This window comes from Pseudomonas sp. JUb52, assembly GCF_004341115.1.
In the GTDB taxonomy this organism is placed as follows: Bacteria; Pseudomonadota; Gammaproteobacteria; order Pseudomonadales; family Pseudomonadaceae; genus Chryseomonas; species Chryseomonas oryzihabitans.
This window is the reverse complement of sequence record NZ_SLYS01000001.1, coordinates 620,164-643,181: the sequence shown is the minus strand read 5'-3', so window position 1 is coordinate 643,181 and position 23,018 is coordinate 620,164. Positions and strand designations below refer to the sequence as shown.

Below are 23,018 nucleotides of genomic sequence, written 5' to 3'. Positions count from 1 at the left end.
GGGCTAGTCCTCGAACAGCCTCAGCTGCAGCGCCGCCTCGCGCAGATCGGTCAGGCGCACGCCCACGCCCAGCAGCCGGACCGGTCGATTGCCCCGCCGGTAGGCCTGCTCCAGCAGGCGCCGATAACTGTCGAGATCGCGACCGGCGCCCTGCTGCTCCAGGGTGGTCTGGGTGAAGTCGTGGAACTTGACCTTGATGAAGGGCCGCTCCGGGCGATAGCGGTCCGCCAGGCGTGTCAGCCGTTCTTCGAGCTTGGCCAGCAAGTCGGGCAATTCCTGCGCACAGGCGGCGGCATCGGGCAGGTCGCGGTCATAGGTACGTTCCACGCTGGCCGACTGCCGCTGGCTGTCCACCTTGATCTGGCGCTCGTCGATGCCATGGGCCAGCGACCAGAGGCGCTCGCCGAAGCTGCCGAATTCGCGCAGCAGATCGAAGCGCGACCAGGTCTGCAGATCGCTGCAGAGAACGATGCCGCGACGCTTGAGCTTGTCGGCGGTGACCTTGCCGACGCCGTGCAGCTTGGCCACCGGTAGCGCGGCGACGAAGTCAGCCACCTCGTGAGGAGCGATGACGAACAGCCCGTTGGGCTTTTTCCAGTCGCTGGCGATCTTGGCAAGAAACTTGTTGGGCGCGACCCCGGCGGACACCGTGATGTTGAGCTCCTGCCACACCCGCCTGCGGATATCGCGGGCGATCAGGGTAGCGCTGCCATTGAACAGCTCGCACTGGGTGACATCCAGGTAGGCTTCGTCGAGGGACAGCGGCTCGATTAGCTCGGTGTAGTCCTGGAAGATCCCGTGGATCTGCCGCGACACCTCCTTGTAGACCTCGAAGCGCGGCTTGACGAACACCAGGTCGGGACAGAGTTTCTGCGCCTGATGGGAGGACATGGCGGAGCGCACCCCGAAGGCCCGGGCTTCGTAGTTGCAGGTAGCGACCACCCCGCGGCGATCGGGGGTCCCGCCTACCGCCAGCGGCTTGCCGCCCAGGCGCGGATCGTCACGCATCTCGATGGACGCATAGAAGCAGTCACAGTCGACATGGATGATCTTGCGCTGGCGCTTGGGTGGGAGCTGGGCGGGAGAATTGTCCGGAGCCATGGGAGGAGATGCCGGGCCGGGCATGACGGCTGATTATCCGTACAGTAAGCCAAGACCGCCCGGATTTGTCCATGGCGAACGACGAATCACCCGTCAACCGACGTCTTGCAGCAGGCGTTGCCGATGCACGACCTCTTCGCGCAGCTCATCGACCACCGCCTTGAGATCATGGGCATGGTGCAGCTGATCGTAATAGAGGTGGCGTTCGGCGATCACGCCGTCGGGTGTGGTGATCATCAACCGTGCGAAATGCTCGCTGCGCTCGAAGAACTCGATGCGACCCAGGCCCTGGAGATGGTGGAGCAAGGTTTCCAGCAGGAGATTCATGGCGGCCCCTTGGACTTTCCTGGTCAAACTGTCCGGTCGCGCTGCCCATCGTCGAAAGGTGCACTCTCGTCGCCGGCGATGACGGTCCGATCTTCTGTATGGCCGGAGCGAACATGGCGGGACGGGGTGTCCAGCAATTCCTGCGCAGCGGCGCGGAGCGTCTGCATGTCGTCGACGAGCAATTCGACTTTCTCCACGACCTGAAGTGCCATCTCCGACGCGCCTTTGGCACTGCTGCCGGTCAGCGCCAGGGAAAGATTGCACAACTGGGCGACCAGTGTCGCTATATCGTGATCCATCACGCGCATGATGCGCTGATCCAGACAACTCGAATCCTGGGAAGGGTGCATGAGGTTCTCCATAACACCCATCGAGGATAGCATATGGCCACCACCCGCCTTAGCCGCTTGGCGGCGTTTTGCTATCACCTTCTCACTTGATCGAAGAGGCACTCTCATCGGGTTTCCGGACTCTTTGCCGCCAAGACAGGTCGACTGAGGACGTACCTCTAGGAGAATCCTCATGAAACGCCCTCTACTCCTGTCCTCCGCCCTGCTCCTCAGCCTCATGCTGGGTGGCTGCTTCGATCGCGACCAGTCGGATCAGCAGAATCGCTCGAGCGGTGAAAAGGCATCCGTGCAGATGCAGAAAAGCGACGGCGACAAGTAGGTCCACCCCTGCCTGGTAAATAAGCCTTTGATCGCTATTAAATTTTTCTTGACGAATTTTTTCTTGGCCCTATACTGAGCCCCATCGGACGCGGGATGGAGCAGTCTGGTAGCTCGTCGGGCTCATAACCCGAAGGTCGTTGGTTCAAATCCAGCTCCCGCAACCAAATTCGAAAAAACCACTCTTTTGAGTGGTTTTTTTTTGCGCTGAATTTGACCCGGGTCAGATCCAAGCGGTGCGAACTCTGTAGCTACAAGAGCTACAAAGGTTGGTATAGAGCTTTTTTATCTGTACAAGGCTTGGCAAACCGCGCGCGACCAGTAATCTGACGCGCGTTCCTGTTTAGAGGAGTTTGCATGACTGCACCTGATCCAGCCAAAGAGGTCTCCTCGAAGCCGGCATCCCCTGCGGACCACCCCGTAGCGCCCCCTCAGGCGCTACCCTGGCGCCTTCTGGAGCGGTTGACGGCCTATCGGCAACCCATCGAACTGGGCGTCACCCTGGTCCTGTTCGCAGCCGCCCTGGTGGTCTGCTGGCACCTGCTCAGCAGCATCGATGGCGAAGCCCTTCACGATGCCCTTCACGATATCCCTCATTCCTCGCTGATCGGCGCCCTGGTCGCCGCGGCCGCCGGTTTCACCATCCTGCTCGGTTACGAGTGGTCGGCCATGCGCTTCGCCGACGTCAAGCTGCCGGCGCGTGCCTGGACCATGGGCGGTCTCACCGCCTTCGCCATCGGCAATGCCGTCGGCCTGTCCATGCTGTCCGGCGGCTCGGTGCGCTACCGCCTCTATGCCCGCCAGGGCCTCAGCGCCCTGGAAGTGGCGCAGATGACGGTGTTTTCCAGTCTGGCGCTGGGCACCGCCCTGCCACCGCTGGCCGCCATCGCCGCCCTGACCAACCTGCCGGCCTCCACCCAGGCCCTGCGCGTGCCGGAAGCGGTGATCATCACCGTGTCCGCGCTGATCCTGATCGGCTATGCCGTGGGCATCCTGGCGCTGCGCCGCTGGCGCGCGCCCGAGCAGCCCTGCACCCATGCCCTGCACTTCCGCATCGGCAAGCGGGTCCTGCGCCTGCCGACCCTGCGGCTGTCCATGCTGCAGCTGGTGATCACCATCCTCGACGTGACCGCCGCCTCGATGGTGCTCTATCTGCTGCTGCCCACGGCGCCGCCCTTCGGTGCCTTCCTGCTGGTGTACCTGCTGGCCCTGGCCGCCGGGGTGCTCAGTCATGTTCCGGGCGGTGTCGGCGTGTTCGAAGCGGTACTGCTGGCCGCCTTCGCCAACGAACTGGGCGCCGCGCAGCTGGCCGCGGCCCTGGTGGTCTACCGCCTCTTCTATGTGCTGCTGCCGTTCGTGATCGCCTGCCTGGTGCTGCTGTTCAGCGAAGGTCGGCGCCTGCTGTCGAACAGTCCGGCGGTACGGGTCGCCTCCGGCCTCGCCGCACCCATCCTCGCCATCCTGGTTTTTTTTTCTGGGGTGGTGCTGCTTTTTTCTGGGGTCACCCCTGAAATAGACACCCGCCTGGAGGGCATGGACTTCCTGCTCCCCCAGCGGCTGATCGATGCCTCCCACCTGGGCGCGAGCCTGATCGGCGTCGTCTGTCTATTGCTGGCGCAGGGATTGCGCCGGCGCCTCTCCGCGGCTTGGGCGGTGACCTTGGTCTTGCTGCTGCTGGGCTGCCTGCTGTCCCTGTTGAAAGGTTTCGACTGGGAGGAAGCCTCCATTCTGGCGATGACGGCCGCGCTGCTCGCCATCTTCCGTAAATCCTTCTATCGCCGCAGCCGGCTGATGGAACAGCCCTTCTCGCCGCTGTACGTGACCGCCAGCATCTGCGTGGTCGCGGCCTCGGTGTGGTTGCTGCTGTTCGCCTATCAGGACGTGCCCTACGACACCCGCCTCTGGTGGCAATTCGCGCTGGATGCCGATGCCCCGCGCGGCCTGCGTGCCGCCCTGGGCAGCTCCGTCCTGCTGCTGATCATCGCCCTGGGCTGGCTGCTGCGCGCCGCCCCGCCGCCCATCGAAGCGCCCACCGGCGCCGAGCTCGAGCGCGCCTTCGGCATCGTGCGCAAATCCAGCCAGCCGGATGGCGGCCTGGTGATGACCGGCGACAAGGCCCTGCTCTTCCACGAAAGCGACGATGCCTTCCTGATGTACGGACGCCGCGGCCGCAGCCTGATCGCCCTCTTCGATCCCATCGGCCGCTCCCAGCCGCGCGCCGAGCTGATCTGGAAATTCCGCGACCTCTGCGACCTGCACCATGCACGCCCGGTGTTCTACCAGGTACGGGCGGAGAACCTGCCCTTCTACATGGACATCGGTCTCACCGCGCTCAAGCTCGGCGAAGAGGCGCGGGTCGACCTGCATGCCTTCGATCTCGACAGCAAGGGCAAGAAGGACCTCAGATACACCTGGAATCGTGGTCAGCGCGATGGCCTGGCCATCGAATTCCACGCCCCGGGCGAGGCGCCCCTGGACGAGCTCAAGGCCATCTCCGACGTCTGGCTGGAGAGCAAGCAGGTGCGCGAGAAGGGCTTTTCCCTGGGTCGCTTCGATCCGACCTATCTCAGGCACTTCCGCATTGCCGTGGTGCGCTTCCAGGGCAAGGCGGTGGCCTTCGCCAACCTCCTGGAGACCGAACGCCCGGATCTGGCCAGCATCGACCTGATGCGGGTCACCGCGGATGCGCCCAAGCAGACCATGGAATTCCTCATGCTCGGGCTGATCCTGCACTTCAAGGCCGCCGGCTTCGCGCGCTTCTCGCTGGGCATGGTCCCGCTGGCCGGCCTGCATCCCCGCCGCGGCGCCCCCATCACCCAGCGCCTGGGCGCCATGGTGTTCAGGCGCGGCGAACAGTTCTATAACTTCCAGGGGTTGCGCCGCTTCAAGGACAAGTTCGATCCGGAATGGGAACCACGCTACATGGCGGTCCCCGCCGGCCTGGATCCCCTGGTCGCCTTCGCCGATACCGCCGCCCTAATCGCCGGGGGTTATACCGGCCTGGTCAAACGTTGAGACTCCTATGCTGAAACGTGCACTCGCAGTACTGCTCGTCATCCTGCTGATCGCGGGGGGCCTCGGCTGGTGGTGGCTCCATCGCTGGCCCTCGGCGCCCCAGGTCAAGGTCATGGCGCAGCCGGACGGCCGCCTGCTGACCATGGCCGCGCCCAAGGGCGAGCCGCACGCTCGCGTGGTGCTGGCCACGCCGTCGGACCTGCAGCTGGCGGACGCCGACCTGTTGGGACTGGCGACCAACACCGGCGCCGAGATCGTCCAATACGAGGTCAAGGTCTCCAACAACTGCCAGGCGCAGAGCGACGACTTCGCCGCCGCCGCCAAGCAGCTGAGCGGCGCGCCGACCTTTGTCGGCGGCATCGGCCCGGGCGCTGCCCGCGCCTGGCGCTGGCTGGCCACTCAGGACAACGCCAAGGCCGCCGCCCTGAGCGTCGGCTTCAACCTGGAAACCCTGGATTGCCCGGACGCCCTGCCCGCCAAGGCGGCGGCCGGCCAGTGGCACATCGCCTGGAACGATCATCCGACCGACGATTCGGCGATCTTCGTGCGTCAGCAGAGCAATGCCGACCTGACCATCGCCGACTACGGCACCGCCCTGCCGGTGGTGCTGCGCACCCAACTGAAGAACCGCCTGCTCGGTCAGCACAACGACATCCCGACCATCGAGATGCCGGCCGATCCTGACGTCAAACCCGGCCATCCCGACGTGGTGACCATCTTCTACTCCGGTGACGGCGGCTGGCGCGACATCGACCGGCTCTCCGCCCAGGCCATGAACGAAGCGGGCTATCCGGTGGTGGGTGTGGATGCGCTGCGCTACTTCTGGCAGCACAAGAGTCCGGAACAGGTGGCCGCCGACCTGGCCAACCTGATGCAGGAATACCGCGAGAAGTGGAACGCCAAGCACTTCGTGCTGGCCGGTTACTCCTTTGGCGCCGACATCCTGCCGGCGGTCTACAACCGCCTGCCGAAGGCGGATCAGGACCAGGTGACCTCGCTACTGCTGCTGGCCTTCAGCCGCAAGAGCAACTTCGAGATCGCCGTGGAAGGCTGGCTGGGCAAGCCGGGTGACGAAGCCGACACCCTGCCGGAAACCAGCAAGATCCCCGCCGCCAAGCTGTTCTGCGTCTATGGCGAGGAAGAGAAGGACGACAGCGGTTGCACCCAGCCGGGCCAGCCGGGCGAGAAGCTGGGCCGCCCGGGCGGTCACCACTTCGACGAGAACTACGACAAGCTGGCCGACTTCATGGTCAAGGCCATCGAGGCCCGTACGCCGCAATAGCCACCAGATAGACCGGGTTTGAAGCCTGTTCAAAGTCTAGCGAGCTAGAGCTAAGCAAGGCCTAGGCGGCCCCGCGAAGATAGCTGAGGAAACGGATCGGACTCGAGCTCGAGCTTACGATTGGTAAATGAGCATTCCGACGGGGCTGGCCTTCCAGGCCATCTTCAACGCCGCTTAGCCGACGCGCAGCAGACTTTGGACTGGCTTGGGGCCCGGACGAACGGCCGGAACAAGGAGCCGGTCTCCCGCGGTCTATGGCTGCAACAGCCACGGAGACCCCCGACATGAGCACACCGCTTTCCGCCGATGCCGCCAGCAAGATCCTGGTGGATGCCTTCCAACCCCTTGGCTGCGTGGTGTCGTCCGGTGCGGATGGCCATGATCTGGCACTGGGCGTGGTGGATGCCCAGGGCAAGACGCTCTACACCGAAGAACAGCTCGGCGAAGCGGACTACGCCGATCCTCTGCGCCTGGCCGGCTACATCGGCACGGTACGCAGCGAGCTGGAGAGCCGCGGCCAGACCCTCGACAGCTGGCAGATGCCCTTCATCACCGATCCCGACGCCCTCCCCCCGCCAGTGTTCAACTAGGCAAAGAAAAGGCCCCTGCTGGGGCCTTTGTGCTTTTCGCGCTCGGCTAGATCTCGACCTGGGTACCCAGTTCGATCACCCGATTCACCGGCAGCTTGAAGAATCTCAGGTTGCCGTTGGCGTTCTTCATCAGGAAGACGAAGAGGTTCTCGCGCCAGGGCGCCATGCCCAGGCGCTTGGAGGCGATCACCGTCTCCCGGCTGAGGAAGTAGGTGGTACGCATCGGCGTGAAGTCCAGTCCCGGATAGGGGCAATGGCTGAGCGCCAGGGGAATGTCCGGTTCGTCCATGAAGCCGTAGTGCAGCACCACGCGATAGAAGCCATCACCGAAGTCCTCGACCTCCATGCGCTCGCCGCGCGATACCCGCGGGCGATCCTCGTAGCGCACCGTGAGCAGCACCACCTGCTCGTGCAGCACCTGATTGTGCAGCAGGTTGTGCAGCATGGCGTGGGGGACCACGTCGGTACGGGCGGTCAGGAACACCGCGGTGCCCTTGGCGCGGAACGGCGGTTGGGCGCGGATGCTGCTGATGAAGATCGGCAGCGGCAGCGCGCCGTCGTCCAGGCGCTCCACCACCAGTTGCCGGCCCCGCTTCCAGGTGGTCAGCAGGATGAAGATGACGATACCGGCGATCACCGGGAAGGAGCCGCCGGAAAAGATCTTCGGCGCATTGGCGGAGAAGTACAGCACGTCCACCAGCAGGAAGCCGATCAGCAGCGGCACCATGATCCAGCGCGGCCATTTCCACAGCAGCAGGATCACCGCCGACACCAGGCAACTGGTGATCAGCATGGTGCCGGTCACCGCCACGCCGTAGGCTTCGGCCAGGTTGGCCGAGGACTGGAAGGTCAGGATCAGGAAGATCACCCCCAGCATCAGCGCCCAGTTCATCAGCGGAATGTAGATCTGCCCCTGCTCCTGGCTGGAGGTGTGCTGGATCTGCATGCGCGGGATGTAGCCCAGCTGGATGGCCTGGCGGGTCATGGAGAAGGCGCCGGTGATCACCGCCTGGGAGGCGATGACGGTGGCCAGGGTGGCCAGGCCGATCATCGGCAGCAGCAGCCATTCCGGCGCCAGCAGATAGAAGGGATTGCGCACCGCCGCGGGATCGGCGAGCAACAGCGCGCCCTGACCGAAGTAGTTGAGCACCAGCCCCGGCAGCACCAGCAGCAGCCAGGCCCGGGCGATGGGCTTGCGGCCGAAGTGACCCATGTCGGCGTAGAGCGCCTCGGCGCCGGTCAGCGCCAGCACCGCCGCGCCCAGCACGATGAAGCCCTTCACCGGGTTATCGGCGAAGAATTGCACCGCCCAGTAGGGATTGAAGGCCTTGAGCACCTCGGGCTGCTGGACGATGCCATAGACACCCAGGGCGCCCAGGGTGGTGAACCAGAGCACCATCACCGGCCCGAAGAACTTGCCGATGGTGGCGGTACCGCGCTTTTGGATGGCGAAGATGCCAACCAGGATCACCAGGGCGATGGGCACCACCCAGGCCTCCAGGCCGTCGAAGGCCAGCTCCAGGCCCTCCACCGCCGACAGCACCGAGACCGCCGGGGTGATCATGCTGTCGCCGTAGAAAAGCGCAGCGCCGAACAGCCCCAGCAGCACCAGGGTGGTGGCCAGGCGCGGCGAGCCCTGGGCGGCACGCCGGGCCAGGGCGGTGAGCGCCATGATGCCGCCCTCGCCCTGGTTGTCGGCGCGCATGACGAAGGTGATGTACTTGAGGGTGACGACCCAGATGAGCGACCAGAAGATCAGCGACAGGATGCCGAGCACACTGTCGTGATTCAGCGGCAAGCCGTAGTGCGGCGAAAAGACTTCCTTGAGGGTATAGAGAGGACTGGTGCCGATGTCGCCATATACCACACCGGTGGCGAGCACGATCATTCCCAAGGCCGAAGGGGCTTTACCACCGTGCTCGTGTTCCGGACGGCTCATGCAGGGCTCCTAGAGTCTAAAATCGGCGCATCCTGCGCCGAAGCGGCGTCAGGATCAAGCTGAAAAGGCCGGTAGCGTGGCGCGCGCAACCTCTCAGCGCAGCGCCTCCAGCACCATAGACTCCTTGGTCGGCAAAAAGCTCTGCGCGGTCGCCAGGACCTGCCTGCCCCTTCCAAGCAGCGGCAGAGATGGCTAGAATCGCGCGTTTTTTGATCAAGGCGCCTCCTGAGCGCCCGCTGAGGTTAGCCCATGTCCATCCAAACGTCCGCCCCCAAGGTCGGTTTCGTCAGCCTCGGCTGTCCCAAGGCCACCGTCGACTCCGAACGCATCCTCACCCAACTGCGCATGGAAGGCTACGAGATCGTGCCGACCTATGAAGACGCCGACGTGGTGGTGGTCAACACCTGCGGCTTCATCGACAGCGCCAAGGCCGAGTCCCTGGACGCCATTGGCGAGGCCATCGCCGAGAACGGCAAGGTGATCGTCACCGGGTGCATGGGCGTGGACGAGGGCAACATCCGCGGCGTGCATCCCAGCGTGCTGGCGGTGACTGGTCCGCAGCAGTACGAGCAGGTGGTCAGCGCCGTGCACGAGGTGGTGCCGCCGCAGCTGGAGCACAATCCGCTGATCGACCTGGTGCCGCCCCAGGGCATCAAGCTGACCCCGCGCCACTACGCCTACCTGAAGATTTCCGAAGGCTGCAACCACAGCTGCAGCTTCTGCATCATTCCCTCCATGCGCGGCAAGCTGGTCAGCCGCCCGGTGGGCGACGTGCTGTCCGAGGCCGAGCGCCTGGTCAAGGCCGGCGTCAAGGAGCTGCTGGTGATCTCCCAGGACACCAGCGCCTACGGCGTCGACCTCAAGTACAAGCTGGACTTCTGGAACGGCCAGCCGGTCAAGACGCGCATGCTGGAACTGTGTGAGGCGCTGTCGGGCATGGGCGTCTGGGTGCGCCTGCACTATGTCTACCCCTACCCCAATGTCGACGACGTCATTCCGCTGATGGCCGCCGGCAAGCTGCTGCCCTACCTGGACATCCCCTTCCAGCACGCCAGCCCCAAGGTACTCAAGTCCATGAAGCGCCCGGCGTTCGAGGACAAGACCCTGGCGCGCATCAAGCGCTGGCGCGAGATCTGCCCGGAGCTGACCATCCGCTCCACCTTCATCGTCGGCTTCCCCGGCGAGACCGAGGAAGACTTCCAGTACCTGCTGGACTGGCTCACCGAGGCCCAGCTGGATCGCGTCGGCTGCTTCCAGTATTCGCCGGTCGAGGGCGCACCCGCCAACGAGCTGGGCCTGGACCCGGTTGCGGACGAGGTCAAGCAGGAGCGCTGGGAGCGCTTCATGGCGCATCAGCAGGCCATTTCCGCCGCGCGCCTGCAGCTCAAGATCGGTCGCGAGATCGAGGTGCTGATCGACGAGGTGGACGACCAGGGCGCCATCGGCCGTTCCTATGCCGATGCCCCGGAAATCGACGGCAACGTCTATGTCGACAGCGCCAATCCGCTGAAGCCGGGTGACAAGGTCTGGGTGCGGGTCACCGACGCCGACGAGTACGACCTCTGGGCAGAGGCGCTCTGACTCCTAGCTAGTCATGCAGCCGGTGGGTGCCGGGCACATGAGCGTGCCCGGCTGCACTGCAGCTGGCGGTGGTCGCCGATGGCGCCGCCGGCTGACCGAGTTCGCGCAGGATGCCGCAACGGTCCCCTTCGCCCTCTCCCTGGCAGTGGCGCCTCAGCGTCACCAGCTGTTCACGCAGCTGATTCAACTCGCGGATGCGCACCTCGACATGATGCAGATGGGCGCCGATCAGGGCATCCACCTGGGCGCAGCCAGGTTCGCGGGTATCGCGCAGGGCCAGCAGGGCGCGAATCTCTTCCAGCGTCATGTCCAGCGACCGGCAATGGCGGACGAAGACGAGGCGCTCGACCTGGCTTTCGTCATAGCTGCGGTAGTTGCCGCTGCTGCGCGCCGCCGGACTCAGCAGCCCTTCACGCTCGTAGTACCTGATGGTCTCGACGGCGCAATCGGTGCGCCTGGCCAATTCGCCGATCTTCATCATCCTGTCTCATTGAGCTGAGGTGCACAGCCTGCCGCGCCGGAGCTATCGGAGCAAGGACGGAAGACGGTCAAGGGTTGACGGAGCGATGTCACTGGAGGGGAAAGACGCGGGTAGTCTGGCTGACGAGGGACCAGACAGGACGACGCCCCGGCGATGAGTGGGTCGCCGGGGCGTCGAGACAGCCGCCAGATTAGTTGGCGTTGTTCTGGTAGAGCGCGGAGACCCGGTTGGGATGCTCCGACTGGAATTGGGCTTGAGCGTTGGCGCGAATCGACTTGCTCGACATATCGCGGCTGGCGGCGGACGCCGTGCCCGACAGCAGACCCATGAACAGGACGGCGACGATGGCTTGGACACCCAGGACTTTCATAGCGAATACCTCTTGGTTGTGCTGTTTCGATAGACACAGCGTACTCCTAGTACTAATTCGCCAAAAAGAGTCCTTTTAGAGAGTGATATTTACCTCTGAGGAAAATATCACCTGGGAACTTCCAGTCCCCAGGCAGCAGCCCCCAGCCTGACCAGGGGCTCTGGGCCGGCTATCGCAGGTCGCTCAGGTGCTTTTCCAGGCCCATGGCGCGACCGGCTCCAACGCTGGTCAGATGGAAGAAGCCGTAGTCCTCCAGGTAGGTCCAGCGACTCAGGGGGCCGTGGCTCGCCTCGCCATGGCGGCACTCCAGGGTCTTGGCCCGCCCGCTGAGGCTAGCCAGTACCTTGCGTGCCTCACCTTCGCCCAGCACCTTGCAGGACAGCCTGATCTCGCGCTGCTCGGCGCCCTTGAGATTGCCGGTCAGGGTCTGCCGCGCCTGGTAACCGACCTGGCTGCCAACGGCAAGGGCGCGCCAGTCGCCGCTGAATGTCAGCTGGTCCAGGCTGGCGACTTCTTCCACCGGCAGATTGCCGTTGTCGATACGGGTGCGGCGTACCAGGTCGATCAGCCCGCGCCAGGTGAGCGAATCGACCCGGGCCGCCTTGCCCTGGGCACTGAAGCGCATCAGTCCGGGCTGGGCGCCAGCGCTGACCTGCACCTCTTCGCGATAGGCATGGGTCTGGCCTTCGTAGCGGCTCTCGCCCTCCTCCACGAAGCGCTGCACGGCCACCCGCGGCGCGGGCAGCGCCAACCCCTTGAGCGCCTGCAGGGGCTGCGCCTGGGCGGCGGGTAGTTCGCCGGGAGGCGGCGGAGCAGCCGGCGGTGTGGCGGCGGCCCTGACCTCTTCCATGCGCGGCGTAGCCAACAAGGCGTCTCGCCGATCACAGGCGGCTTCCAGCAGGGTACGCCGCTCGGGCGGCGCCGCCGTGAAGGCTTCCTGGCCCTGGGCGCTCGGCTGGCTGTCGGTCACCCGCCCGGCGTCGTCTAGGCCGTAGCGCGCCAGCAGCAGATAACGGCGCGCCGTGCAGTCGGCCGCCAGGGATTCGCGCCACTGGCGCACCGGAGCGCCGTAGCGTGGCGTCTGCAGGGCGACGGGCAGTTGCTGACCCGCCCAGAAACGGCGCACGCCGTTGTCATCCACCAGGCTGTTGCGATCAATCACCAGGGTGTCGCCGCCGGGGCCCCTGGCGAGGGCGCGCCAGTCGGCGTTGGCGGGCCGGGCGCAGAGCGCCGCCACATCGGGCCGCTGCTTGAGCGCCGTGACCTTGGCAGCACTCAGGGGCAAGGGCGCGGCATAGGCATTCACTCGCCCCGGATAGACCCGCTGAGCGCCGTCCAGGTAGAGCAGTTCGGCCTGGTCAGCCGCGCAATCCAGGGAAACCAGGGCGGAGCCGCCATCGGCCAGGGCGAGCGCCAGCTGCAGACGCGAACCCTCGCGCAGAACGCTCTCGGCCATGATAGGGCGGGCGAAGAGATCGTCGGCCCCGGTCGGGGCTTCGCCCGGCGGCTGCTGGGTGCTGCAGCCTGCCAGGAGCGACAGCAGGCAAAGGGCGGAAAAACGGCTGGAGATCATGGATCCTCTCGGCAGGGAACCGCGATACACGTCGCGAACAACAAATTGACCTGAACGAAATGCGTCTGGCGCGGATCAATAAGGGAAGCATGCCGCTTGGCATGACCTCCCCCGTTTCCCCACACGAGGTGCATTTATGAATACCGATCAGATCATAGGCAATGCCAAGGACGCTACCGGCAAGGTCCAGGATAGCTTTGGCGCGGCGACCGGCAATGCCGACTGGCAAGCCCAGGGCAAGGCCCGTCAGCTGGAAGGCAAACTGCAGGAGCAGTATGGCCAGGCCATCGACTGCGCGCGCAACGTGACCGCCGACAAGCCCTTCACTGCCCTGGCCATCGCCGGCGGTGTCGGCTTTGTGCTGGGCGTACTGCTTTCGCGCTCCTGATCGGAGACGCGGGGCTGGCCACGGCGCCAGCCCCATAGCAAAAAGGCCTGTCTAGACAGGCCTTTTTGCTATGGGCTCATTATTGTTCCAGGGTCACCAGGTGCTTGTGCACCGCATCCACGATGTCGCTGATGTTGAACGGCTTCTGGAACACCGCATCGAACAGCTCCGAACTCTCCTGAGCCAGGTGCGCCTGGGCGCCGCTCATGAGCAGGATGGGCAGATGCTGCAGGCCCTGGCGTTCGCACAGGGCCTCCGCCAGTTCACGGCCGTTCATCACCGGCATCATGAAATCGGTGATGACCAGGGACGGTAGTTCGCGATCGAAGACATCAAGCGCGCGGCGACCATTGCTCGCCTTGACCACCATGTAGCCTTCGTCTTCGAGGGCGAAGGCCAGGATGTCCGCTATCAGGAATTCGTCATCGACTACCAGTATCGTCGTCATCTGGAGATTCTCCCACCCGACGCGATCATGGTTGTGTGGAGGGCATGGCTGAACCTGAAAGTACCTTCACCATGTCTTTGAATGCCTTTTTCAGTTCGATTCCCGAGTCGTCGATGATCAGTTCGCACAGGGCTGGATCGTAGATGCTGTCCCTGACCTTGAGGATCGACAGCACCCGCTTGATCTCGGCCTCGGCCTCGACGAATCGCAGCAAAATCAGATTGTCCACCATGCTGGAAAGTTCGGGCGCCGGCGCGGCGATGTCCGCGCCAAAGACGTCGCGCAATTCCCAGGTGGCTAGAACTGTGACGCCCTGGGTACGCAGCTCGTTCAGTAGCGCGCTGAAGTATTCGATGAGCCGTCCCTGCGGCAGGGCGAAGCGGGCGATGGCGCCCAGGCTGTCGATCACCAGCCGCTTGATGCCGTGCCGTCTGACCATGGCCAACAGTTCGAGACCGACCTCGTCGAGGCGCATCTCGGTAGTGGGTTGCCAGTGCAGATGCAGGGCGCCCGCGTCGACCCGGCTGGCCAGGTCGAGGCCCAGGGCACTCGCCTTGAGCAGCAAGCGCTCCGGCGGTTCGTAGAAGCCGAACATCAGGGCGGGTGCTTCCGGCGTGCAGGCCGCCAGGAAGTTCAGGCAGATGGAGGTCTTGCCAGCGCCCGAGGGCCCCATCAGTAGCGTGGTCGAGCTTTCCGGCAGGCCGTTTTCGATCATCCTGTCCAGCGACGCCATGCCACTGGGTACGCGCTGGTGACCGACGCGATAGGTCGAGCCGGCCGACGGATCGCGATACAGCGTCTCCAGGCGTGGAAATACGGTGATACCGGCATCGGAGATGGTGAATTCGTGAAAGCCCGGCAGCGCGCCGCTGCCACGGGTCTTGCGCAGCGCCAGGCGGCGGATGGTGCGACTGCCGATCTCTTCCTCGTGCAGGTCCAGCACGCCATCGACCATGGTGTGTTCCGGGCTGCCGTCCTCGAGGCGCGCGCTGGTGAGAAAGATCACCGTGCAACCGGCAAAGGCCGCGTGCCCCTGCAACTCGGCGATGAATTTCTTGGTGTCGATGGGCGTTTCCGCGCGCGACCGGGCATTGAGCAGGCCATCGACCACCAGCAGACTGGCCTTCTGCCGGCTGATCTCGCGACGCAAGAGGCGGACCACCTCGTCCAGCCCCTCGCCTTCCATGGTGTCGAAGGCACTCAGGTACTGGACCTGGTCACCGATGCAGGAGCGGTCGAAGAAATCCAGCGTGGAAAAGAACTGGAACATCCGCTCGTGGGTTTCCGACAGCATGGTGGCGAACAGCACCCGCCCACCCCCGCGCACATGGTTGAAGGCGATCTGGTTGGCCATGATCGATTTGCCAGAACCCGGACGGCCCTGGATGACATAGGACGCGCCTGCAACCAGGCCTCCCTTCAAGATCTCATCCAGCCCCTGGATACCGGTTACGACGCGCTCGAGTCGATTCAAGAACGATGCCTCAAACTGGTGATGTGTCTGGGACGCCCATCCGCGGGCATCCGGTCCTTCGCAGGCAAGAGCCTATAAGGGTGCTAACCAAATAGCCAGCCGGACGGCCGGGTCTCAGCCGCGTTTGCGAATCAGTCCTTCCTGGGCCACCGAGGCCACCAGCTGACCCGCGCGGTTGTAGATGCTGCCGCGGCACAGACCGCGGGCGCCGCCGGCCCAGGGGCTGTCGATGGCGTACAGCAGCCAGTCGTCCAGGCGGAAATCGCGGTGGAACCAGACCGCATGGTCGAGGCTGGCGATCTGCAGCGAGCGGTCCCAGAAGCTGGTGCCATGGGGCAGCAGCGAACTGGGCAGCAGATTGAAGTCCGAGGCGTAGGCCAGCAGATAGCGATGCAGGGCCGGCTGGTTCGGCAGGTCGCCAGTGGCGCGGAACCAGACGTGGCGGACCGGCTCGGTGGGCTGCGGCTGGAAGGGGTCGGTAAAGACCACCGGGCGCATCTCGATCGGTCGCGGGCCGAGCAGCTTGTCGCGCAGCGGCGCCGGAATCAGTTCCGCATAGCGCTGGGCGTGGGCGATCTCCGATTGCAGGGTCTCGGGTGCGGGCACCTCCGGCATGGTCGTCTGGTGCTCGAAACCCGGCTCCTCGATATGGAAGGAGGCGCTGCAGAAGAAGATCGGCTGCTCGCCCTGGAAGGCGGTGACCCGGCGCGTGGAAAAGCTGCCGCCGTCGCGAATGCGGTCCACCTGGTAGGTCACCGCCTCCACCGCCGACCCGGCGCGCAGGAAGTAACCGTGCAAGGAGTGCACCCGCCGCTCCACCGGCACGGTCTGGCTGGCGGCCGACAGCGCCTGCCCGAGGACCTGACCACCAAAGAGCTGGGGAAAGCCGAGATCCTGGCTGCCGCCGCGATACAGATCGGGGGCCAGGGATTCGAGGGTCAGCAGATCGACCAGGTTGTCCAGCACCTTGCTCATGGGTAGGGTTCCTTGACAGAGAGCGATCATCATACGCAAAACCGGTCAAATCCTGTGCGTTCGCCGTGCTTCCAGACACATTGCTCATCGTATGACGATAACTGGTGGAGCTTGTGGCCGTATAAAGGGTCACAATAAAGGTATCGCTGTCCGCTCGCAGGCTTCCTCTCCATGACCGAAACCGCCAACGCCTCGTCTTCCCACCCCGCCGCGGCCCAGATCGCGGAGCTGGGCAAGGGTCTCGGCCACGACGACACCTTCTTTGCCGCCGTGAAGAAGACCCGGATGCCGATGATCGTGACGGATCCGCACCAGCCGGATAACCCGATCATCTTCGCCAACGAGTCCTTCCTGCGTACCACCGGTTATGCCCTGGACGAGGTGCTGGGGCGCAACTGCCGCTTCCTGCAGGGACCCGACACCCGCCAGGAGCACATCGCCGAGATCCGCAACGCCATCCGCGAGCAGCGCGACTGCGACATCGAGTTGCTGAATTATCGCAAGGACGGCTCGACCTTCTGGAATGCGCTGTTCATCTCGCCGGTGCTCGATCCCGAGGGCCAGCTGCGCTATTTCTTCGCCTCGCAGCTGGACGTCTCCCGCCGCCGCGACGCCGAAGACGCCCTGCGCCAGGCGCAGAAGATGGAAGCCCTGGGTCAGCTCACCGGCGGCATCGCTCACGACTTCAACAACCTGCTGCAGGTGATGGTCGGCTACCTGGATATCCTGAGGATCAATCTGGACCGCCCGGAACTGGACAGGGACAAGGCCAAGCGCCATGTCGACAACACCCGCGACGCGGTAAATCGGGCGGCGACCCTCACCCAGCAACTGCTGGCCTTCGCCCGCAAGCAGCGCCTGACCGGACGCGCGGTGGACCTGAACAAGCTCATCGATGCCCGTCAGGGACGGCTGGCCCAAGCCCTGGGCGGCCCCTTCCGCTTCATCTTCCGCCCGGCACCGGCGCTGTGGAATTGCCGGCTCGATCCGATCCAGCTGGAGACGGCACTGCTCAACATCGTCGACAACGCCCGCCTGGCCATGCAGGAGCGCGGCACCGGCACCCTGACCCTGGAAACCCTCAATGTCGAGGTCAATGGCCAGGACCTGGCCCATGGCGGCCTGGCCCAGGGGCATTATGTCTGCATCGCCCTGACCGACACCGGCTGCGGCATGTCGACCGACGTGCTCGGACGCGCCCTGGACCCCTTCTTCACCACCCGCGACGAAGGCCAGGGCAGCGGCCTGGGCCTGTCCATGGTCTATGGCTTCCTCAAGCAGTCGGGCGGCCTGGTCAGACTCTATTCCGAGGTCGGCATAGGCACCTCGGTGCGTCTCTACTTCCCGGTTTCCGAAGAGGAGGCGCGCGAACACCCGGCGCCCCTGCCGACCCCGCACGAGGACGGCGGCGGTTCCGAGACCATCCTGGTGGTGGACGATCGCCCGGACGTGGCCGCCCTGGCCCAGGCCATCCTGGAAGAGACCGGCTATCAGGTACTGGTCGCCCACAATGGCCAGCAGGCGCTGGACATTCTCGCCCGCGAACCTGCCATCGACCTGCTGTTCAGCGACCTGATCATGCCCGGCGGCATGAATGGCGTGAAGCTGGCCAAGGAGGCGCAGCGGCGGCAGCCCGAGCTGCGCATCCTGCTCACCACCGGCTACGCCAACAACGCCCTGGAACTGGAGGAAGGCAACGGCGAGCGTTTCCCCATCCTCAACAAGCCCTATGGCCGCCAGGACCTGACCCGCTGGATCCGCCGCATGCTGGACAGCGCCCAGCCATGAAAGAGAAGGCCCTGGAGCGCGAGCCCGCCAGCTGCGACACCGGGCAGGATGGCCCGGTGGACCTCCAGAGCTTTTTGGCCTGCCTGGAGCGGGTGGGCAACAGCCCCAGCCAGGTCTCGGTGCAGCACCTGATCGACGCCATCGGCAGTCGCTCCTTCGGCCCCATGATCCTCCTGCCGGGGGTGCTGGCCATCTCGCCGCTCACCGGCATTCCCGGGATCGCCACCGCCATCGCCGTCTTCGTGATGCTGGTGAGCGGTCAGCTGCTGCTGGGACGCGACCACTTCTGGCTGCCGCGCTGGGTGCTGCAACGCTCCGTCTCCCGCGGCAAGCTGCGCAAGTCGCTGCGGCTGCTGCAGAAGCCGGCGCGCTGGGTCGACAAGGTGGTCAAGTCACGGCTGCGGGTGCTCACCTCGCGCCCGGCGCACTTCGTCACCGCCCTGCTCTGCATCCTCATCGCCGCGACCATGCCGGTGCTGGATCTGGTGCCCTTCGCCAACACCACGGCGGGGCTGGCGCTGACTTCCTTCGCCCTATCGCTGATCGCCCGCGACGGCCTGCTGTTTCTCCTGGCGCTGGGTTTCTGTACCGGTATCCTCTGGTTCATCCTGGAGCTCCTGGTGTTTTGAGCACACGCCTGCCCCTGGTCTACCACGAGGACTACAGTCCGCCCTTCCCCGCTGGCCATCGCTTTCCAATGGAAAAATTCCGGCTGCTGCACGAACACCTGAGTGGCAGCGGCATCCTGGGCGCGGACAACTGGCAGCGGCCTGAACTCTGCCCGGACGAACTGCTGGCGCTGGCCCATGCCCCCGACTACATCCAGGCGTTCAAGGCCGGCGAACTGCCGCCGCCGCTGCAACGCCAGCTGGGCCTGCCCTGGAGCGAAGCCCTGGTGCGCCGCACCATCCGCGCCGTGGGCGGCTCCCTGCTCACCCTGGAGCTGGCGCTGCGCCATGGCCTGGCCTGTCACCTCGCCGGGGGTACCCATCATGCGCATCACGACTATCCGGCCGGCTTCTGCATCTTCAACGATCTGGCGATCCTGGCGCTGTCGCTGCTGGAAAGCGGGCGCGCCGGACGGGTGCTGATCCTGGACTGCGACGTCCACCAGGGCGACGGCACCGCACGCATCCTCGCCGAGGTGCGCGACGCCGTCACCGTTTCCCTGCACTGCGCCACCAACTATCCGGCGCGCAAGGCGCACAGCGACTGGGACATCCCCCTGCCGCGCGGGCTGGACGACGCCGGCTACCTGCGGGTGCTCGACGACGCCCTGGGCTACCTGCTGCCGCTCCATCAGCCCGACGTGGTGCTCTACGACGCCGGGGTGGACGTCCATCGCGACGATGCCCTCGGCTATCTGGACCTGACCGACGCCGGCCTCGCCGCCCGCGACGGCCTGGTCTTGCGGCGCTGCCTGGCGGCGGATATACCGGTGGTAGGGGTCATCGGCGGCGGCTATTCGGCCGATCGCCTGGCCCTCGCCCGCCGCCACGGCATCCTCCATCACACCGCGACCCAGGTCTGGCAGGAGCTGGGTCTGAACTGAACGGGAGTTTTCATGAGCAAGACCGCCAAGACACCCGAATCCAGCCAGGCGCGCCTGGCCGTGCTGATCGACGCCGACAATGCCCCCGCGGCCATCGTCGATGGCCTCATGGCCGAGATCGCCCGCTTCGGCGTGGCCAGCGTCAAGCGCATCTACGGTGACTGGACCCAGCCGCAGCTCAACAGCTGGAAGAAGGTGCTGCTCGACCACTCCATCCAGCCGGTGCAGCAATTCGGCTACACCAAGGGCAAGAACGCCACCGACAGCGCCCTGATCATCGATGCCATGGACCTGCTCTACACCCGCCGCTTCGACGGTTTCTGCCTGGTCTCCAGCGACAGCGACTTCACCCGCCTGGCGGCGCGGCTGCGCGAGGAAGGACTGACGGTCTACGGCTTCGGCGAAGAGAAGACGCCGGACCCCTTCGTTTCGGCCTGCGACAGATTCATCTACACCGAGATCCTCAGGTCCAAGCCACGGGAGGAACCGCGCGAGACCGCCAGCGCCAGCGACAAGCCCGCCACCACCAACCGCGGCAAGCCCAAGCTGAGCACCCTCCTCAAGCTCATCGAGCAGGCGGTGGAAGACGCCTCCGACGAAGGCGGCTGGGCCAATCTGGGCATGGTCGGGGCCAACCTGGGCAAGGTGCGTCCCGATTTCGACGCCCGCCTCTATGGGCATCGCAAATTCAGCGGCCTGGTCAAGGCCCATGGCGATCGTTTCGAGGTCCAGGAACGCGATCCCGCCGACGGCAGCGCCGGCAAGGCCGTCTATATCCGCAACCGCTGACACCGCTGCGCCTGCCCGGCTCTGGCCCGGGCGATTGCGGCCAAAAGTCGCGAACTGTCGCTATCAGATCGCCATACCACCGGTCCGACCTCGGGGAACCGCTCGGCTTGCGGCGGCCTCCACCCTAGGTGCTTACCGCCCTACGGAGACCGCCATGCGAGCCTTGACCTACCACGGTGCCCACGATGTCCGCGTCGATACCGTCCCCGATCCGACCATCCAGGATGCCGACGACATCGTCCTGCGGGTGACGGCCACGGCCATCTGTGGTTCGGACCTGCACCTCTACCGCGGCAAGATTCCCACCGTCGAACACGGCGATATCTTCGGCCACGAATTCATGGGCATCGTCGAGGAAACCGGCCCGGCGGTCACCGCCGTGCAGAAAGGCGACCGGGTGGTGATTCCCTTCGTCATTGCCTGTGGCAGCTGCTTCTTCTGCAACCAGGATCTCTACGCCGCCTGCGAGACCACCAATACCGGCCGCGGCGCCATCCTCAACAAGAAACAGATCCCGCCGGGTGCGGCGCTGTTCGGCTTCAGCCACCTCTATGGCGGCGTACCGGGCGGCCAGGCCGAATACGTGCGGGTGCCCAAGGCCAACACCGGTCCCTTCAAGGTGCCTGGCACCCTGGCCGACGAAAAGGTGCTGTTCCTGTCCGACATCCTGCCCACCGCCTGGCAGGCCGTGCTCAACACCGGCATCGGCCAGGGATCGAGCATCGCCATCTATGGCGCCGGCCCGGTCGGCCTGCTGTCCGCGGCCTGTGCGCGGATGCTGGGCGCCGAGCGCATCTTCATGGTCGATCACCACCCCTATCGGCTGGCCTATGCCCAGCAGACCTATGGCGTCATCCCGATCAACTTCGATGAAGACGACGACCCGGCCGCCACCATCATCGAGGAGACCCCGGGCAAGCGTGGCGTCGACGGCGTGGTGGATGCGGTGGGCTTCGAGGCCAAGGGCAGCACCACCGAGACCATCCTCGCCAATCTCAAGCTGGAAGGCAGCAGCGGCAAGGCCCTGCGCCAGTGCATCGCCGCGGTCCGTCGTGGCGGTACCGTGAGCGTACCGGGCGTCTATGCCGGCTTCATCCACGGCTTCCTGTTCGGTGACGCCTTCGACAAGGGCCTGACCTTCAAGATGGGCCAGACCCACGTGCAGCGCTATCTGCCGGAGCTGCTCGAACACATCGAGCGCGGTGACCTGGCGCCGGAGGCCATCATCACCCACCGGATGTCCCTGGAGCAGGCGGTCGAGGGCTACAAGATCTTCGACAAGAAGCAGGAGGACTGCCGCAAGGTGATCCTGACGCCCGGGCGCAGCGAGCCGCTGATTCCAGAGCGGCTGGAAGAACCCCTGGCGGCACCCCTGGGCCAGGCCGGCGTGGTCTAGCCACGTCAAGTACAATGGCGGTTTTCCGTAGCTCCTGGATGCCGCCATGTCCCTCTCCTCCTCCACTCCCGTCGTCGCCATCATCGGGGGTGGCCCTGCCGGGTTGATGGCGGCCGAGACCCTGGCCGCCGCGGGCGTTCCTGTGGATCTCTTCGACGCCATGCCTTCCGTGGGCCGAAAATTCCTGCTGGCCGGCGTGGGCGGCATGAACATCACCCATGCCGAGGAGCAGGCCACCTTCCGGCAGCGCTATCGCGAGCGCGAAAGCGACGTCAGCCCCTGGCTCGACGCCTTCGACAACGATGCCCTGCGCGCCTGGATCCATGAGCTGGGCATCGAGACCTTCGTCGGCACCTCGGGACGGGTGTTTCCCGCCGACATGAAGGCCGCGCCTCTGTTGCGTGCCTGGCTGCATCGGCTGCGCGACCAGGGCGTGCGCATCCACACCCGCAGTCGCTGGCTGGGCTGGGACGCCGAGGGCCGGTTGCGCCTGGCCACCCCGGAGGGCGAGCGTTTGCTGCAGCCCCAAGCCGCTGTTCTGGCGCTGGGCGGTGGCAGCTGGCCGCGGCTGGGCTCGGATGGTGCCTGGCAGGCGCTGCTCGCCGCGCAAGGGGTCAGGCTGCGCCCGCTGCAACCGGCCAATTGCGGTTTCGAGGTGGCCGGCTGGAGTGACTTCCTCAAGACCCGCCACGCCGGCGCGCCGATCAAGCCCGCCGCCCTGGCCCTGCCGGGTCAGCCGCCACGCCAGGGCGAATTCGTGCTGACCGACACCGGGATCGAGGGCAGCCTGGTCTATGCGCTGTCCGCCGAGATCCGCACGGCCATCGAACGGGATGGCCAGGCGACCCTGACCCTGGATCTGGCGCCGCAGCGTGACCTGGCCGAACTCGGCCGGGCCCTGGCCAAGCCCCGCGGTAGCCAGTCCCTGGCCAACCATCTGCGGCGCCATGCCGGGATCGACGGCGCCCGGGCCGCCCTGCTCCGCGAGCTGGCCCCGCCGGAGACCTTCCAGGACATGGGCCGGCTGGCTCAGGCCTGCAAGGCCGTGCCCCTCACCGTAGTCAGGCCGCGGCCCCTGGCGGAAGCCATCAGCAGCGCGGGCGGCGTACCCCTGGAAGCGCTGGACGACGGCCTGATGCTGCGGCAATTGCCGGGCGTCTTCTGTGCCGGCGAGATGCTCGACTGGGAGGCGCCCACCGGCGGCTATCTGCTCACGGCCTGCTTCGCCAGCGGCCGCGCGGCGGGCCAGGGGGTGCTGCGCTGGCTGGCTGACCGCTAGCG

General features: G+C 65.6%; 22 protein-coding genes and 1 tRNA gene. 13 read left to right on the top strand and 10 right to left on the bottom strand.

Going from position 1 to position 23,018, the window contains the following annotated elements; genetic code table 11:
- Nucleotides 1-3 precede the first annotated feature (3 nt).
- The 3 genes from dinB to EC839_RS03140 all read right to left on the bottom strand — a co-directional run bounded on the left by dinB (nt 4) and on the right by EC839_RS03140 (nt 1,778).
- Nucleotides 4-1,101 carry a DNA polymerase IV gene (gene dinB, locus EC839_RS03150; protein ID WP_132832159.1) on the bottom strand — a complete coding sequence of 366 codons (1,098 nt, stop codon included), beginning with the start codon at nt 1,099-1,101 and terminating at the stop codon, nt 4-6.
- A gap of 93 nt (nt 1,102-1,194) precedes the next feature.
- Nucleotides 1,195-1,428, bottom strand: a complete 234-nt coding sequence (locus EC839_RS03145) for a hypothetical protein (protein ID WP_007158971.1) — start codon at nt 1,426-1,428, stop codon at nt 1,195-1,197.
- Nucleotides 1,429-1,451: 23 nt separating this feature from the next.
- A complete protein-coding gene (locus tag EC839_RS03140; protein ID WP_132832158.1) occupies nt 1,452-1,778 on the bottom strand; it encodes a hypothetical protein in 327 nt (108 codons plus the stop codon).
- Between the two features lie 172 nt (nt 1,779-1,950).
- Between EC839_RS03140 and EC839_RS24105 the strand changes: the two genes are divergently transcribed.
- The 5 genes from EC839_RS24105 (at nt 1,951) to EC839_RS03120 (ending at nt 6,983) form a co-directional block, all read left to right on the top strand.
- Nucleotides 1,951-2,097: a hypothetical protein gene (locus EC839_RS24105; protein WP_165904647.1), complete on the top strand. Its 147-nt coding sequence runs from the start codon at nt 1,951-1,953 to the stop codon at nt 2,095-2,097.
- Nucleotides 2,098-2,186: 89 nt separating this feature from the next.
- Nucleotides 2,187-2,263, top strand: a tRNA-Met gene (locus tag EC839_RS03135).
- Between the two features lie 190 nt (nt 2,264-2,453).
- The gene (mprF, locus tag EC839_RS03130; RefSeq protein WP_256680909.1) at nt 2,454-5,111 is read left to right on the top strand and encodes a bifunctional lysylphosphatidylglycerol flippase/synthetase MprF; all 2,658 of its coding nucleotides are present in this window, start codon (nt 2,454-2,456) and stop codon (nt 5,109-5,111) included.
- A 7-nt stretch (nt 5,112-5,118) separates the two neighbouring features.
- Nucleotides 5,119-6,393 (top strand): virulence factor family protein, encoded by a 1,275-nt coding sequence (locus EC839_RS03125; RefSeq protein WP_132832157.1) that lies wholly within the window; start codon nt 5,119-5,121, stop codon nt 6,391-6,393.
- Nucleotides 6,394-6,677: 284 nt separating this feature from the next.
- Nucleotides 6,678-6,983: a hypothetical protein gene (locus tag EC839_RS03120; protein WP_027599859.1), complete on the top strand. Its 306-nt coding sequence runs from the start codon at nt 6,678-6,680 to the stop codon at nt 6,981-6,983.
- Between the two features lie 46 nt (nt 6,984-7,029).
- On the opposite strand, the gene EC839_RS03115 is transcribed toward EC839_RS03120, so the two are convergent.
- Nucleotides 7,030-8,871 (bottom strand): potassium transporter Kup, encoded by a 1,842-nt coding sequence (locus EC839_RS03115; RefSeq protein WP_007158976.1) that lies wholly within the window; start codon nt 8,869-8,871, stop codon nt 7,030-7,032.
- Between the two features lie 306 nt (nt 8,872-9,177).
- Between EC839_RS03115 and rimO the strand changes: the two genes are divergently transcribed.
- Nucleotides 9,178-10,503: a 30S ribosomal protein S12 methylthiotransferase RimO gene (gene rimO / locus EC839_RS03110; protein ID WP_132832192.1), complete on the top strand. Its 1,326-nt coding sequence runs from the start codon at nt 9,178-9,180 to the stop codon at nt 10,501-10,503.
- Between the two features lie 7 nt (nt 10,504-10,510).
- On the opposite strand, the gene cadR is transcribed toward rimO, so the two are convergent.
- The 3 genes from cadR to EC839_RS03095 form a co-directional block, all read right to left on the bottom strand.
- Nucleotides 10,511-10,981 (bottom strand): Cd(II)/Pb(II)-responsive transcriptional regulator, encoded by a 471-nt coding sequence (gene cadR, locus EC839_RS03105; RefSeq protein WP_132832191.1) that lies wholly within the window; start codon nt 10,979-10,981, stop codon nt 10,511-10,513.
- A 193-nt stretch (nt 10,982-11,174) separates the two neighbouring features.
- Nucleotides 11,175-11,354: a hypothetical protein gene (locus EC839_RS03100; RefSeq protein WP_007158979.1), complete on the bottom strand. Its 180-nt coding sequence runs from the start codon at nt 11,352-11,354 to the stop codon at nt 11,175-11,177.
- A 169-nt stretch (nt 11,355-11,523) separates the two neighbouring features.
- Entirely contained in the window at nt 11,524-12,927 is a 1,404-nt protein-coding gene (locus EC839_RS03095) for a hypothetical protein (RefSeq protein WP_132832156.1), read from the bottom strand.
- A gap of 136 nt (nt 12,928-13,063) precedes the next feature.
- Here EC839_RS03095 and EC839_RS03090 point away from each other — a divergent pair, with 136 nt between their 5' ends.
- Nucleotides 13,064-13,315, top strand: coding sequence for a CsbD family protein (locus EC839_RS03090; RefSeq protein ID WP_007158981.1), 252 nt, complete (start codon nt 13,064-13,066; stop codon nt 13,313-13,315).
- Nucleotides 13,316-13,394: 79 nt separating this feature from the next.
- Here EC839_RS03090 and EC839_RS03085 read toward each other — a convergent pair whose 3' ends face one another.
- From EC839_RS03085 to tesB, 3 genes are all read right to left on the bottom strand, one after another.
- Nucleotides 13,395-13,763 carry a response regulator gene (locus tag EC839_RS03085; RefSeq protein WP_132832155.1) on the bottom strand — a complete coding sequence of 123 codons (369 nt, stop codon included), beginning with the start codon at nt 13,761-13,763 and terminating at the stop codon, nt 13,395-13,397.
- Between the two features lie 25 nt (nt 13,764-13,788).
- Nucleotides 13,789-15,237: an ATPase domain-containing protein gene (locus tag EC839_RS03080; RefSeq protein WP_132832154.1), complete on the bottom strand. Its 1,449-nt coding sequence runs from the start codon at nt 15,235-15,237 to the stop codon at nt 13,789-13,791.
- Between the two features lie 114 nt (nt 15,238-15,351).
- Complete coding sequence (gene tesB / locus EC839_RS03075; RefSeq protein WP_132832153.1) at nt 15,352-16,212, bottom strand: acyl-CoA thioesterase II; 861 nt, start codon at nt 16,210-16,212, stop codon at nt 15,352-15,354.
- Between the two features lie 171 nt (nt 16,213-16,383).
- Here tesB and EC839_RS03070 point away from each other — a divergent pair, with 171 nt between their 5' ends.
- The 6 genes from EC839_RS03070 (at nt 16,384) to EC839_RS03045 (ending at nt 23,016) form a co-directional block, all read left to right on the top strand.
- Complete coding sequence (locus tag EC839_RS03070; protein ID WP_132832152.1) at nt 16,384-18,000, top strand: histidine kinase famiy protein; 1,617 nt, start codon at nt 16,384-16,386, stop codon at nt 17,998-18,000.
- Nucleotides 17,997-18,629, top strand: a complete 633-nt coding sequence (locus EC839_RS03065; RefSeq protein ID WP_132832151.1) for an exopolysaccharide biosynthesis protein — start codon at nt 17,997-17,999, stop codon at nt 18,627-18,629. Before EC839_RS03070 ends, EC839_RS03065 begins: the two co-directional genes overlap by 4 nt.
- On the top strand, nt 18,626-19,552 hold the full coding sequence (locus tag EC839_RS03060; protein ID WP_132832150.1) for a histone deacetylase: 927 nt from the start codon (nt 18,626-18,628) through the stop codon (nt 19,550-19,552). The genes EC839_RS03065 and EC839_RS03060 overlap by 4 nt, the downstream gene beginning before the upstream one ends.
- Before the next feature lie 12 nt (nt 19,553-19,564).
- Nucleotides 19,565-20,341 (top strand): NYN domain-containing protein, encoded by a 777-nt coding sequence (locus EC839_RS03055; protein WP_132832149.1) that lies wholly within the window; start codon nt 19,565-19,567, stop codon nt 20,339-20,341.
- Nucleotides 20,342-20,495: 154 nt separating this feature from the next.
- Nucleotides 20,496-21,737, top strand: coding sequence for a zinc-dependent alcohol dehydrogenase (locus tag EC839_RS03050; RefSeq protein ID WP_132832148.1), 1,242 nt, complete (start codon nt 20,496-20,498; stop codon nt 21,735-21,737).
- 46 nt (nt 21,738-21,783) lie between these two features.
- Nucleotides 21,784-23,016, top strand: coding sequence for a TIGR03862 family flavoprotein (locus EC839_RS03045; protein WP_132832147.1), 1,233 nt, complete (start codon nt 21,784-21,786; stop codon nt 23,014-23,016).
- Nucleotides 23,017-23,018 lie beyond the last annotated feature (2 nt).